This window comes from Neisseria sp. HMSC073G10 (genome assembly GCF_001812605.1).
In the GTDB taxonomy this organism is placed as follows: Bacteria; Pseudomonadota; Gammaproteobacteria; order Burkholderiales; family Neisseriaceae; genus Neisseria; species Neisseria subflava_A.
The window spans coordinates 33,528-47,723 of the sequence record NZ_KV809535.1; the positions used below are offsets into that span (position 1 = coordinate 33,528).

10 protein-coding genes are annotated in these 14,196 nt (G+C 51.8%); 6 read left to right on the forward strand and 4 right to left on the reverse strand.

Annotation, left to right across the window (positions count from 1 at the left end; all coding sequences use genetic code 11):
* Window positions 1-74: 74 nt before the first annotated feature.
* The 3 genes from HMPREF2865_RS07645 to ppc all read right to left on the reverse strand — a co-directional run bounded on the left by HMPREF2865_RS07645 (window position 75) and on the right by ppc (window position 7,069).
* A complete protein-coding gene (locus tag HMPREF2865_RS07645) occupies window positions 75-1,934 on the reverse strand; it encodes an acyltransferase family protein (protein ID WP_070646621.1) in 1,860 nt (619 codons plus the stop codon).
* Between the two features lie 483 nt (window positions 1,935-2,417).
* A complete protein-coding gene (gene ychF / locus HMPREF2865_RS07650; RefSeq protein ID WP_049330669.1) occupies window positions 2,418-3,509 on the reverse strand; it encodes a redox-regulated ATPase YchF in 1,092 nt (363 codons plus the stop codon).
* 857 nt (window positions 3,510-4,366) lie between these two features.
* On the reverse strand, window positions 4,367-7,069 hold the full coding sequence (ppc, locus tag HMPREF2865_RS07660; protein WP_070646623.1) for a phosphoenolpyruvate carboxylase: 2,703 nt from the start codon (window positions 7,067-7,069) through the stop codon (window positions 4,367-4,369).
* 187 nt (window positions 7,070-7,256) lie between these two features.
* Between ppc and HMPREF2865_RS07665 the strand changes: the two genes are divergently transcribed.
* The 6 genes from HMPREF2865_RS07665 (at window position 7,257) to HMPREF2865_RS07690 (ending at window position 12,458) form a co-directional block, all read left to right on the forward strand.
* Window positions 7,257-7,721: a cyclic pyranopterin monophosphate synthase MoaC gene (locus tag HMPREF2865_RS07665; protein WP_070646624.1), complete on the forward strand. Its 465-nt coding sequence runs from the start codon at window positions 7,257-7,259 to the stop codon at window positions 7,719-7,721.
* A gap of 49 nt (window positions 7,722-7,770) precedes the next feature.
* Window positions 7,771-8,517, forward strand: coding sequence for a HesA/MoeB/ThiF family protein (locus HMPREF2865_RS07670; protein WP_210399359.1), 747 nt, complete (start codon window positions 7,771-7,773; stop codon window positions 8,515-8,517).
* 183 nt (window positions 8,518-8,700) lie between these two features.
* The gene (locus tag HMPREF2865_RS07675; protein ID WP_049322516.1) at window positions 8,701-9,045 is read left to right on the forward strand and encodes a CidA/LrgA family protein; all 345 of its coding nucleotides are present in this window, start codon (window positions 8,701-8,703) and stop codon (window positions 9,043-9,045) included.
* Between the two features lie 8 nt (window positions 9,046-9,053).
* Window positions 9,054-9,746: an LrgB family protein gene (locus HMPREF2865_RS07680; RefSeq protein WP_141752535.1), complete on the forward strand. Its 693-nt coding sequence runs from the start codon at window positions 9,054-9,056 to the stop codon at window positions 9,744-9,746.
* Window positions 9,747-9,789: 43 nt separating this feature from the next.
* Window positions 9,790-11,010 carry a bifunctional glutamate N-acetyltransferase/amino-acid acetyltransferase ArgJ gene (argJ, locus tag HMPREF2865_RS07685; RefSeq protein ID WP_070646627.1) on the forward strand — a complete coding sequence of 407 codons (1,221 nt, stop codon included), beginning with the start codon at window positions 9,790-9,792 and terminating at the stop codon, window positions 11,008-11,010.
* Between the two features lie 77 nt (window positions 11,011-11,087).
* A complete protein-coding gene (locus HMPREF2865_RS07690; protein ID WP_083309585.1) occupies window positions 11,088-12,458 on the forward strand; it encodes a chloride channel protein in 1,371 nt (456 codons plus the stop codon).
* 75 nt (window positions 12,459-12,533) lie between these two features.
* Here the strand turns inward: HMPREF2865_RS07690 and ubiB are convergent, their stop codons facing one another.
* Window positions 12,534-14,045, reverse strand: coding sequence for a ubiquinone biosynthesis regulatory protein kinase UbiB (gene ubiB / locus HMPREF2865_RS07695; protein ID WP_070646629.1), 1,512 nt, complete (start codon window positions 14,043-14,045; stop codon window positions 12,534-12,536).
* Window positions 14,046-14,196 lie beyond the last annotated feature (151 nt).

Here is a 14,196-nt window from a genome sequence, read left to right on the forward strand (position 1 = left end):
GTTATCTTCCAAAAAAATTAGCAGTTTTACAAACTGCTAATTGTAACAAATTTCATCGGATGAATGGCTATGGCTTACTGAAGAAGCGTGTGTTTTTCAGAAAAACGCTTGGCCAGTTCTCTGCCGCCGTAAGGGTTGATGTGGTCTCTATCGGAATAAACCGGCAATCCGTTTATTTTGAAGTTCTCCGGAATATAGGCAGTGGCATCGACAATGTGCACATTGGCATATTTTTCCGCCAAATTTTTGATGCGTTCATTTCCTTTTGAAGTAACTGTTTCATCAATGGCAAGATTCTGACTAAATCCCGGTATGCGGTAAGACAGGATATAGGCGCGCAAGCCGTTGTATGACAGATTAGGGTTGTCTATCATCAGGTAAACCGCTTGTTTTTCCGAAGAAAGTTTTTGCAACATGAGGTCGAATTTTTTGAAAAAATCGGCATCGTAAGCAAGGGAGTTGCTGTTTTCAGGCATTTGGCTGCCCCAGCGCATGGCCAAAAGCACTTTTGAGTATTGGGGCAGATGCTCTTTGGCATACTGATAAACGGCACGGCAGGAGGCGTTTTTCTTGAATACGGGTGCGGCATAATCTTCTACATAGGCGCAACTGTCCGCAGAAACCATCGTTGCCGACCATTTTTCTTTTTTGCCGACGGTATCAAAAAACGTTTTATATTGGTCGGCATGCGAATCGCCTAGAATCAGTAATTCCGGCTGTTTGTCTGTATCGCCCCAAATACACTGTTTGTCGGTATTGTTGTGACAAGAAGTGTAGGAACGTGCCAATCCCATACGGTCGTATTGCTGCATAAACGGGAGCTTCATGGCAAGAAAAGGCGTAATGGCCAAAACAAGCATGGGGACGGCATAAACCCATGTCACAGATTGTGCAAAAGAGCCTTTCCAGTTTTTAAACGGCTTCTCGACAAAATAATAAGAAAGCAGGGAGAGTGCAAACATTAAGACAATCGGGGCTGCAGTCGAATAAGAAGGCAGATTGTTTGAACCGATGTATCTCATAAAAGCCAATACAGGCCAATGCCACAGATACAGTGAATAGGAAATCAAGCCTATACCGACAGTAATCTTCCATTGGAAAAATTTTTTCAGCCGGTGTTCAAATTGATTGAAATAAATGAATGCGGCGGCGGCCAAACAAGGAATCATGGCGGCAGGCCCCGGGAAATAGGCAGTTTTTTCCGTATAGGTAAACAGGCAGGCAAACAGTACGCATACGGAAAGTAATGCGCCTGCCGCTGCATATTGTTTGCCGGTATCCAGCCCTTGTTGTTGCCGATATTGCATCCACACTGCCGTCAACGAGCCGATCAGCATTTCGCAGGCGCGCAGATGGGGAAGGTAATATTTATCCAGCGCAGTCGGTATAAAAGAAGCCAAAATACTGAATACGCATAGCGTGATGAGGAAGGCAAACTGGGTGCGCCAGCTTTTGCGGACAACCAGCAACAGCAATATCGGGAAGACGAAATAATATTGTTCTTCGACCGATAAAGACCAAATGTGAAGCAAAGGTTTTTCTTCTTGTATGGGATCGAAATAGCCCTGACCCTTTGCAAAAAAGATATTGGAGATGAACCCCAAGGTGGACAGGGCTGTCCTCCATAAAAGGAAGAAATCATCTTTGGTGAATAAAAGAAAGCCGCATATCAGCGTTACCGTCAATACGGTAAAAAATGCGGGCAGTATCCGCTTGATACGGCGGATGTAAAATTTTTTGAACGAGAAAATCCCGCTGCTCATTTCACGATGGATAATCATCGTGATCAGAAAGCCGGAAATGACAAAAAAGATATCGACACCAAGAAAGCCGCCAGGCAGCCAGTTTTTTTCAATATGGAAAACGACAACGGATAGAACAGCAACGGCACGCAATGTATCAATATCTGGGCGGTAAGATAAAACTTTGCTCATAATATTTTGATTTTAATTAGTTTATTTTAATGGCGTCGTCTGAAAAGTGATTCCTGCCGAGAATGGGGCATTTCGGAGGTCGGCCATCGTTTGTCAGTACTGGGCAGTTTGTTTGCCTTCTTAGAATGATTGCTGATGATATGCGTTTGAATAGTAATAGATTAGAGTAGGAATACGGTTGATAGTTTCAACATAATGTTTAATATGTTGTTTTTATAATGAATCAATACGATGTGGTATTGTTTAATTATTTATTGTCATATCAGTGGTATTGTTATTGATGATGTAATCTTGCGCTATTTTTAGGTGAGGTGTCGGCAAGAAATGAGAGATTTTAAGAAAGAAAAATTACGGGCTATACCCGCATTCATTATAGAGATAATGTCTTGTTTTGTTGATATTTCAAGACATGAGGCCGTCTGAAAATAAATTCAGACGGCCTTAATCTTAGAAAAGGCCGTCTGAAAAAGCGTTACGCTGGGTTTATACGTTAAACAGGAAGTGCATCACATCGCCGTCTTGTACGACGTATTCTTTGCCTTCCACACGCATTTTGCCTGCTTCTTTGGCTTTGGCTTCGCCACCTAAAGCGATGAAGTCTTCGTAGGAGATAACTTGGGCACGGATGAAGCCGCGTTCAAAGTCGGTGTGAATTACGCCGGCGGCTTGTGGGGCTGTGTCGCCTTTGTGGATGGTCCAAGCGCGGACTTCTTTGACACCGGCGGTGAAGTAGGTTTGCAGGCCCAAGAGGTCGTAGCCGGCACGAATCAGGCGGTTCAGGCCCGGTTCTTCCAAGCCCATTTCGGCGAGGAATTCGGCTTTCTCGTCGTCTTCCAGTTCGGCGATTTCGCTTTCCATCGCGGCGCAGACGGCCACAACCGGCGCGTTTTCTTTTGCAGCCAATTCTTTCAGGCGGTCGAGGTGCGGGTTGTTTTCAAAACCGTCTTCGGAAACGTTGCCGACATACATGGCAGGTTTGGCAGTCAGCAGGAACAGCGGTTTGAGCATGGCAAGTTCTTCTGCGTCCAAACCGAAGGAGCGTACAGGCTTGCCTTCGTCCAAATGCGGCAGCAGTTTTTTACACAGATCTACCAGTTTTTGCGCGTCTTTGTCGCCTGAGCGTGCACGTTTTTCTTCGCGGACGATGGCTTTTTCGACGCTGGCTAAGTCAGCCAGTGCCAACTCGGTGCCGATGGTTTCGATGTCGGCGATCGGATCGACTTTGCCTGCAACGTGAACGATGTTGTCGTCGTCAAAGCAACGTACAACGTTAACAATCGCGTCAGTCTCGCGGATGTTGGCGAGGAACTGGTTGCCCAAGCCTTCGCCTTTGCTCGCGCCTGCAACCAAACCGGCGATGTCGACAAATTCGACGATGGCAGGCTGCATTTTTTGCGGATTGACGATTTTTGCCAATTCGGCCATACGCGGATCGGGGACTTCAACGATGCCGACGTTGGGTTCGATGGTACAGAAAGGATAGTTTGCCGCTTCGATACCCGATTGGGTCAGCGCGTTAAAGAGGGTGGATTTGCCGACGTTGGGCAAACCGACGATGCCGCATTTCAAGCTCATGGTTTTTCCTGAAAAGATAAAAGTTTAACGGCGGATTATAGCATATTGTGGAGGCACTCAAAACAGCCGCAATGCTGGTGTGTTCTTATAATAAAAGGCCGTCTGAAAAAAGAGGGGTAGGCATTCAGCTTATTGTTCTTCCGAAGAATGAGTAAATGAATAAAGCCGTTAAATAAAACAATTTTTCAGACAGGAGGCTTAAGATCAAACCCAAAAGAATGCCCAGTACCCAATAAATCATCTGACGGTGTTTCGGGTTGGATGCGGTACGTAACATTTTGAAATACAAAACCAGACAGCCGAACATGCAGATTGTTTGAAACAGAATGAGGGGGAGGCTGTCAATGGCTCCGGAAATCGAATCATGAAGGATGATTATCCCTATGCGTATGCATAAATAAATTAAAGCTGAGCCTGCAGCCGAACTCCCAAAAGGGACGGGCGTGTCGGATGAGTCGGGTGTTTTGTGGGGCTGAAGTCTGCCAAATAACAAGATAAATACAATGTCAAACATATTGATAGTTGCCTTGGTGTGAGATGTTTTTGTTTTTCAGACGGCCTCAGGGTTGTCTGAAAGCGTATTGTGCGGCGATATGGGGTAGTGCCGCGTGTCAGTAGGTCGACCATCCACCATGCTGAAGCAGTTGCCATACTTAAGTGAACATATTGATTTAGCAGAGGGTTATCTGCTATTTCTCCAAATAGTCTGAAATACAGGGTAAGTTAAATAAATAGGGTCAGAGTGGCAAGCAGGTTGAGAAACAGTATGGAGTTTGTGGGTAAATACTTTGCCGCGGTTCGCAGTTAGTTTAAAGGCCGTCTGAAAATTGTTTCAGACGGCCTTTTTCCGTGCTGCCTTAACCGGTATTACGTAAACCTTGCGCCACGCCGTTGATGGTCAGGTGAACCATCAGCAGGGCGTGAGGATTGTCGGGCTCTTTGCGCAGGCGTTTGAGCATGGCGACTTGCAGGCCGTTGAGGGCGTTCAAATATGGAATCCTCAAGGCAAGCGAACGGGCGAGGCTGCGGTTGTCGCGCAGGAGCTCTTCGGTTTGCAACAGGTCGAGCAGTGCTTTGCGGCTGCGTTGGTATTCTTCCTTAATCATGCCGAAGATGACTTTTGCTTTATCTGGCGATTCGCTCAAGCCGGCATAGTTTTCTGCCAAGGTGATGTCAGTTTTTGCCATTACTTGCTCCATATTGGAGAGCATGGCTTGGAAGAACGGATTGCTTTGGGCATGTTCGCGCAGGGCGGCCAGTGTGTCGGGATTGCCTTCGCACAAGGTTTCCACTGCGCTGCCGAAACCGTACCAAGCCGGCAGCATGAGGCGGTTTTGCATCCATGAGAATACCCACGGAATCGCACGCAAGTCTTGAATCCGCGCCAAGGTTTTGCGGCTGGCGGGGCGGCTGCCGAGGTTGAGGGTGGCAATTTCCTGAATCGGGCTGGTTTGCAGGAAGTAGTCGATGAAGTCGGGGTGGGTAATCAGTTCGCGGTAGTATTTGAACGATACGTCCGACAAGTCCTGCATCAGTTTGGCATCAGGGTCTTTTTTATCCGGCAGGATGCTGGCTTCCAACGTCGCGGCAACCAAGGTTTCCAAGTTGCGTTGGGCATTGCCCGGGTCGGCATATTTGGCGGTAATGACTTCGCCTTGCTCGGTAATACGGATTTGTCCGGCAACGCTGCCTGCAGGTTGCGCCAAAATAGCTTGGTAAGAAGGGCCGCCGCCGCGACCTACGCTGCCGCCGCGGCCGTGGAACAGGCGCATGCGGACATCGTATTTTTTGAAGAGTTCGACCAAGCCCAACTCTGCCTGATACAGACACCATGAGCTGGTAACGTAGCCGCCGTCTTTGTTGGAGTCGGAGTAGCCCAGCATGATTTCTTGGATATTGCCGCGGCTTTCGAGCAGGGCGTCATACCAGTCGAGGCGGAACATGGTTTCCATGACCGGACAGGCATTTTCGAGCGCTTCGATGGTTTCAAACAGAGGCACGATATTGATGCGGCTGTGCGGTTTGCCGTTTTCAACCACCAACAGGCCGCTTTCTTTCAGCAGCAATGCCAAGGCGAGCAGGTCGCTGGGTTGTTCGCAGTTGGAAATAATGCTTTGTGTAACGGCATCTTCGCCAAATTCGTCTTTGATTTTGCGCGCTTCGTTGAAAATTGCCAGTTCGTGGCGGGTATGGTCGCTGTATGTGATGAACGGGCTGTACAGCGGACGTTGATGGCTCAATTCGCGCAACAGGGCGGTTTGTTTTTGCTCTTCGTTCAGGCTGTTGTAGTCTTCCAAGCCTGCGTGTTGGAAAAGCTCGGCAACCACATCGGCGTGTTTGCCTGCGTGTTGGCGCAGGTCGAGCGGCATCATGTGGAAGCCGAACACGGACACGCTGCGGATAATGTCGGACAGACGGCCTTCTGCCAGCAGTTGGCTGCCGTTTTCGTGGAGCGAGCGTTGCAGTTTTTTCAGGTCGTTGAGGAACTCTTCGACCGTGGCATAAGGCTCGAGGAAGCCGAATTTGCAGCCCATGCCCAAACCGAGTGAGCGTGCCTTGCCCATGGCGCGTGCCATGATGTAGGCGATGGCGCGGCGGTAGGGTTCTTCGGTGCGGGCGATTTCTTCGTCAGGCGAGAGGGCGGCCAGTGCCATTACGTCGTCGTTGACTTTGACGCGGCGGATGGAGAGCGGCAATTCACGGTAGAGTTTGTCGAGTTCGCCACGATAGAAGCGGAACACTGCATCGGCATGCCGTCTGAACGCAAAACGCAAGGTTTCAGCAGAAACAAACGGGTTGCCGTCGCGGTCGCCGCCGATCCAGCCGCCGATTTTAAGGATATTCGGAACGCGGACGCCGGGATAGGCCGTCTGAAAATCGCGTTCCATTGTGCGGTAGAGTTTGGGCAGGGCTTCAAAGAAGCTCATCGGGAAGATGGATACACCGTTGTTGATCTCGTCGTTGACGCTGAGTTTGTGGCGGCGCGTTTCGCTGGTCTGCCACAAGCCCAAAAGCACGGTGTCGATTTCGCGGCGCAACTGAGCCAGTGCATCAGGATTGGTGCAGCGTTCGCGTTGCGGCAGCAGCGCGCGGATACGGCGGTTGAAGCTCAAGACGGTTTGGCGTTGCACTTCGGTCGGGTGCGCAGTCAAAACGGCGGTAACGACTGTATTGTCCAGTTGTTGTTGCAACGCTTTGCCGTTGACTTTTCCGGCTTTGAGCTTGCGCACGGTTTCCGTCAGGCTGCCTTCGGCACTGTTGTGTCCGGCCTCTTCGTGGATTTGGCGGCGGCGTTCGTGGTGCACGTCTTCGGCGATGTTCAAAATCTGTGCGAACAGGCCGCAGGCCAGGGTTAAATCGTGGGTTTGTTGTTCATCTAATTGCGGCAACACCTTTTCAATCAAGGCAGCGCTGTCGTCTGAAGTCGATAATAACTTAACGGTTTCGACCACCAAAGGCGACGCTTCCTCATGCAGCAGATTGAAAAGAGACTGTTTTAAAAATTCCGCATCCGCCGCCAGAGCGGCATCTTTAGGATTGTTTAAGATATGCAGTTGCATGATTTTTCTCTTATTTAAATGTTAATTTGGGTTTGTCCCCAATCCATTGTATAGCAAATTTTTGTAAACTGCCAATGCTGCCGTCCGATACATTTCAAACCAGAAAACAGCCGTCCGTATCCGCCGCGTGGTCGCTGTCTGTAAAATGCCGTAAAATATTGTCCATCAAAACAGAGGCGAGAACCCCATGATCGAATTCCCCAACCAGCCTGATTTTCCTGAGCAACACACTGCCGTCGCCGTCGGCACCATCAACATGAGCCAGCAGGCGGTACGGGTGTTGATAGAGAATGCAACCGAAAAGGCAAGCATCCTGACCATCGCCCGCGTTGCCGCCATTCAAAACATCAAACAAAGCGGCAACCTGATTCCGCTGCACCTGCCCGGCCGCATCATCGGCGTGCAGGTTGATTTCGATATTAACGTCGAGCTGGCCTGCCTGAAAGCCACATTGACCGTCCAAGCGCACAGCAACGGCAGCATTGCCACCGAAGCCCTGACCGGCCTCAATCTGGCACTCTTGAGCGTTTACGACATGATGAAAGACGTTGACCGCAATATGATGCTCAGCGGCATTCGCCTCGAATCCGAAACCAGCAGCGAAGGCCGTCCTTTCCTGTTTGACAACGCCTACGAAAATATCAATTTCTAAACCACTCAGGCCGTCTGAACATTGGGTTTCAGACGGCCTTATTGTTATGATGAACGATCAACAACTTTTGCGGTTCAGCCGCCATATCCTGCTGGATGAAATCGGTATCGAAGGCCAAGAAAAACTCTTGGCCGCCCATGCGCTCGTTGTCGGTTGCGGCGGGCTGGGTGCGGCGGCCTTGCCGTATCTTGCCGCCGCCGGTATCGGCCGCCTGACGATTGCCGATGCCGATACCATCGACGAGACCAACCTTCAACGCCAAATCACGTTTACCGAAGCCGACATCGGCAAAAACAAGGCTTTGGTGATGCAAGGCCGTCTGAAACAGATCAACAGCCAAACACACATTACCGCCATTGCCGAATTTCTCGATGAGGCCAAGCTGGTCGAATTGGCAAACGCCGCCGACATCATCCTCGATTGTTCCGACAACTATCCCACGCGCCAGGCGGTCAACCGCGCCGCCGTTGCCACGCGCACGCCTTTGGTTTCCGCCGCGGCCGTCCGCTTTGACGGACAAATCGCCGTGTACCGCCCCGACCTTCCCGATACGCCTTGTTATGCCTGCCTGTTTGACGGCGAACAAGCCGACGACGGCGCTTGTGCATTGTTCGGCGTTTTTTCGCCCTTGGTCGGCGTTATCGGAACGACCCAAGCCGCCGAAGCGCTCAAAGTGCTGCTCGGTATCGGCACGCCGTCGCACGGCAAACTTTCCACCTACAACGCATTGAGCGGACAATGGCGGCAATACGGGGTGAGGCGCAATCCCGACTGTCCGGTTTGCGGCGGCCGTTAAAGACAAAAGCAGGGCAAGGGTTTCAATGCTCCGAAGCCAATCCGCCGGAGCAATCATGCTTATCTTTCATTAAACTTGAAAGAAGGCGTTTCTTCCCTTTTCAGACGGCCTGTGACACGATATGATTCAATGATTAATAAATTTTTTGAGGCCGTCTGAAAAAGATAGGGAGAAACCGGCTTAATGAATATTATTCGCGCCTTATTGGTGGTATTGGGTTGCCTGACTTTGGGCGAGGCGGCCGTTTGGATTTTGGGGTTGAAGCTGCCGGGCAGCATTGTCGGCATGGGTTTGCTGTTTGCCGCGCTTCAGGCCGGCTGGGTCAAATTGTCTTGGGTGGAAGAGCTGGCGGACATTTTGATGGCGAACCTGACTTTGTTTTTGGTGCCGCCTTGCGTGGCCGTCATCAGCTATTTGGATGTGATTGCAAACGACTGGTTTTCGATTTTGACGGCCACCATCGCCAGTACGGTGTGTGTGTTGTTGGTCACGGGCAAAGTGCATGAGTGGGTCAGGAGGCTGATGTGATGGGCGGTATCGACAATTTGTTGCGTATGCCCGTGTTTATGCTGTTTCTGACTTTGGCCGTTTATGCTTTGGCGGTGCAGATTCGGGTGCGCACGGGAAACGTTTTGTGCAATCCGGTATTGATCAGTACGCTGGTGTTGATGGGGTATTTGAAGGTATTTGCCATTGATTACGAGCTGTATCACGATGCGGCGCAGTTTATCGATTTTTGGTTGAAACCGGCGGTCGTATTGTTGGCCGTGCCGCTTTATCGAAATTGGGACCGTATCCGCAGCCAGTGGTTGCCGGTGGTGTTGTCGCAGTTGGCGGGCAGCGTAACAGGTATTGTTACGGGCGTGTATTTTGCCAAATGGCTGGGCGCTTCGCGCGAAGTGATTCTGTCGCTGGCTTCTAAATCCGTGACGAATCCGATTGCGATTGAAATCACGGCGTCTATCGGCGGTATTCCGGCGATTACGGCGGCAACGGTGATTATCGCCGGACTTTTTGGACAGATGGCCGGATATAAAGTGTTGAAAGGGGCGTTGTACATGCCTTCTTCAGTGGGGATGTCTTTAGGGACGGCCTCCCATGCGATGGGGATTGCGGCGTCTTTGGAATACGGCCGCCGTATGGCCGCCTATGCCGGTTTGGGCTTGACGCTCAACGGCGTATTGACGGCGGTATTGGTGCCTATCTTGATTCCCTTATTGGGCGTATAGCGTTTAGGCCGTCTGAAAACAGTGTAAAACAGGAGAAAATGATATGGCTGTAAATTTGACTGAAAAACGTGCAGATGAATTGTTGGAAATCGACGGCATCCGTTTGTTTACGGGTCGTGCCGGCATCAAGCAACAAGACCGCGACGATTTGACGCTGATGGTGTTGGGCGGCGGCCATACGGTGGGTGCGGTGTTTACGCAAAACCGTTTCTGCGCCGCGCCGGTGCATATCGCCAAGTCGCACCTGTTTGACCAAGACGGCGTGTGTGCCTTGGTCGTTAATACGGGCAATGCCAATGCGGGTACCGGCGCACAAGGCCGTCTGGACGCGATTAAAGTGTGTGCGGCCGTGGCGGAACAGGTTGGCTGCCAATCCAATCAGGTGATGCCGTTTTCGACCGGCGTGATTTTGGAGCCGCTGCCTGTGGATAAAATCGTGGCCGCTTTGCCGCAAGTGCGCCCTGCATTCTGGTCGGACGCGGCGCGTGCCATCATGACGACGGACACTGTACCGAAAGCCGCTTCGCGCCAAGGCTTGGTCGGCGAGAAACACACAGTCCGCGCCACCGGCATCGCCAAAGGTTCGGGCATGATTCATCCGAACATGGCGACCATGTTGTCGTTTATCGCCACCGATGCCAAAGTGTCCCAGCCGATTTTACAGCTGATGACGCAAGAAATCGCAGACGAAAGTTTCAATACGATTACCGTGGACGGCGATACCAGCACCAACGACAGCTTCGTGATTATGGCGACAGGCCGTTGCGGTCAGAGCGAAATCGACAATACCGCCGATCCGCGCTATGCGCAGCTCAAAGCCTTGCTCGGTTCGTTGGCTTTGGAATTGGCGCAGGCGATTGTCCGTGATGGCGAGGGTGCGACCAAGTTCATCACGATTGAAGTGCAAAACGCAAAAAACCGCGAAGAGGCGCGCAAAGTGGCTTATGCCGTCGCCCATTCGCCTTTGGTGAAAACCGCTTTCTTTGCCTCCGACCCGAACTTGGGCCGTCTGTTGGCCGCCGTCGGCTATGCCGGTATTGAAGACTTGGATGTCGATGCTTTGAAAATGTGGCTGGATGACGTGTTGGTGGCCGAAAACGGCGGCCGTGCGGAAAGCTATACCGAAGAGGCAGGGCAAGCCGTGATGAACCGTCCGGAAATCACCGTCCGCATCGATTTGCAACGCGGCGATACGACGGCGGCTGTTTATACCTGCGATTTGTCGCACGAATATGTGTCGATTAACGCGGATTACCGTTCTTAAAAACTTTTATCCTTGTTTTCAGACGGCCTTTGAGAAAAGTATCAAGGCCGTCTGAACACATTGACTGCGTGTTTATGATGAAATTTCCCCAGACTTGGGCGGCGCGCCTCGCCCACAAAATCCGCCAAACCAAACGCCTGTCGAAAAAGAGCATTGCCTTTTTGTTTTTGCTGGCAGGCTCGGCACTGGTTGCCCTGACGGCTTTGCTGTTTGCGCGTTTGGCGGATTTGGCTTTGGAATGGAATGCTTTGCTGGCGGGCAAATATCCGTGGTTTGCGTGGGTGGCCTTGCCGCTGGGCTTGCCGCTTTTGGCGTGGTTTACGCGCAAATTTGCGCCGTACACTTCCGGCAGCGGTATTCCGCAGGTCATCGCTTCGTTGTCTTTGCCGTATGGTGCGCAGAAAACCCGTCTGATTCGTCTGGGCGAAACCTTTTTTAAGATTCCGCTGACGTTTTTGGGCATGATTTTGGGGGCGTCGATCGGTAGGGAAGGGCCGTCTGTACAAGTGGGTGCGGCGGTCATGAACGCTTGGGGCGCGTGGTGTAAAAAGCACGGGCTGGCGTTTAGGGGTATGCAGGAAAACGATTTGATTGCCGCAGGTGCAGCTGGCGGTTTGGCGGCGGCGTTTAACGCGCCTTTGGCCGGCGTGGTGTTTGCCATCGAAGAATTGGGGCGCGGCGTGATTTTGCGTTGGGAACGCCAAATCCTGATGGGCGTGTTGGCGGCCGGTTTCATTCAAGTGGCGATACAGGGCAACAACCCGTATTTTTCAGGGTTTCAAGGACACGAGCTGCCAAATATGCTGATGTGGGCCGCAGTGTCGGGCATCGTTTGCGGTGTGGCTGGTGGATTGTTCGGCAGCTTTTTGTATCGCGGCGCGGCGGCATTCGCACCGGTGCGCTGGCGCAGTTTCATCCGCCGTCATTTATTGGTGGTCGCCTTTGTAATGGGCATTTTGCTGGCGCTGCTCGGTACGTTTTATCAAGGCAAAACCTATGGCACGGGCTATCACGAAGCCGCCGCCGCACTCAAAGGCGCGTATGAAGCACCAATCGGCTTGGCAGCCGCAAAATGGGCGGCAACCGTGTTCAGCTACTGGGCAGGGATTCCCGGCGGTATTTTCACGCCATCGTTAACCATCGGTGCGATGATAGGCGAACACATGGCTTCTTTCGCGCAACTGGGCGACGCGTCCAATGTCGCGGTTTTGCTCTGCATGGCCGCGTTCCTTGCCGCCGCAACCCAATCGCCGTTGACCGCCGCCGTGGTGGTAATGGAAATGACAGGCGGACAGAATTTACTGTTTTGGATGCTGCTGACTTGCATCTTCGCTTCGCAAGTCTCGCGCCAATTCTCGCCGCATCCGTTTTACCACGCCGCAGGTTTGCGCTTCAGACGGCATATCGAAGCCGAAAGCGGACATGTCCAACACGAGAAAAAAGAATAGATCGGCATATAAAAGGCCGTCTGAAAACTAAATTTCAGACGGCCTTTTATATGTCGTTTAAAGTTGTATTACGGTTTACTTAAACAGCAAAATCAGCAGCAAAACAACCGCAATCACAGCCAACCAAAGGCTTTGGCGTTGCTGTACTTTGACCAAATGCACATAGGCATCGCGCATTTCCTGCTGGCGGTTTTCATCAACCAGCGCGCTGATTTTGCGCGGCAGGGAAGGGATGATTTGCGCCCAGTCGGGGGCTTCGTTTTTGAGGTTGCGCCAAAGGGCTTTGGGGCCGACCTGTTCGTTCATCCAACGCACCAAAAACGGTTTGGCGGTTTTCCACAAGTCCAAATCGGGATCAAGCTGGCGGCCCAAGCCTTCGATGTTGAGCAGCGTTTTTTGCAGCAATACCAGCTGCGGTTGGATTTCGACATTGAAGCGGCGACTGACTTCAAACAGGCGCATCAGCACCAAGCCGAAGGAAATTTGCGAAATCGGTTTGTTGAACACCGGTTCGCACACGGCGCGGACGGCGGCTTCCAATTCTTCCGCACGCGTGTCGGCAGGCACCCAGCCCGATTCGATGTGGGCGGTGGCGACGCGGTGGTAATCGCGGTTGAAGAAGGCGAGGAAGTTGATGGCGAGATAGCGTTTGTCGTAATCGGTCAGCGTGCCGACGATGCCGAAATCGAGGGCGATGTAGCGGTTGTCGGCGGCGACCAAAATATTGCCGGGGTGCATATCGGCATGGAAAAAGCCGTCGCGGAAAACTTGCGTGAAGAAGATTTCCACGCCGTAATCGGCGAGTTTGTGCAAATCAATGCCGTCTGCTTTGAGTTTGGCAATATCGGATACCGGCGTGCCGTCCATCCATTCGATGGTCAGCACGTCGCTGGTGCAGTAGTCGTAAAACACCTTCGGCACAATCAGCATATCGCTGTTTTGGAAATTGCGTCCGAGCTGGCTGGCATTGGCGGCTTCGCGCATTAAGTCCAATTCGTCGTGCAGGTATTTGTCAAATTCGGCCACCACTTCGCGCGGCTTCAAACGCTTGCCGTCTGAAAACAAACGTTCCACCCAGCCTGCACCAAAGCGCATCAGCGACAAATCCTGTTCGATAACGGGCAGAAGGTTGGGGCGCAAGACTTTCACTGCGACCTGTTCGCCAGAATGCAGGCGTGCTTTGTGTACCTGGGCGATGGACGCGCTGGCGACAGGTTCGGTTTCAAATTCCGCGTATAAAGTGTCGATGGATTGACCCAAAGATTTTTCGATTTGCGAGCGCGAAAGCTGCGCGTCAAACGGCGGCACTTTGTCTTGCAGCCTGGCCAGTTCGACCGCGTAATCATGCGGAATCAAATCGGGGCGCGTGGACAATACCTGTCCGAATTTGATGAAAATCGGCCCCAGGCTTTCCAAAGCCAGACGCAGGCGCACGGCAGGCGTCTCGTGTTTGAACTTGGACGACTGCGGCAGCATATTGAGAAAAGTCCGCGCCCAACCCGGACGGACCAGCGAGGCAATCAGCTCGGCGAGGCGGTAGCGGTAGAGCGTGCAGAGGATGGTTTTGATGCGTTTGAGGCGGTTCATAGTGGGCGCGGATAAATCGAAAAAACAGAATTATATAGGAAAAACGGGTAAGGGCTTCAGACGGCCTGAGACTTTTGCAAAAATGTTTGCCGCATATCCGGCAATTTAGCAAAGGTTTGCGGTCGGCCGTTTTGATAAAAAGATGAATATT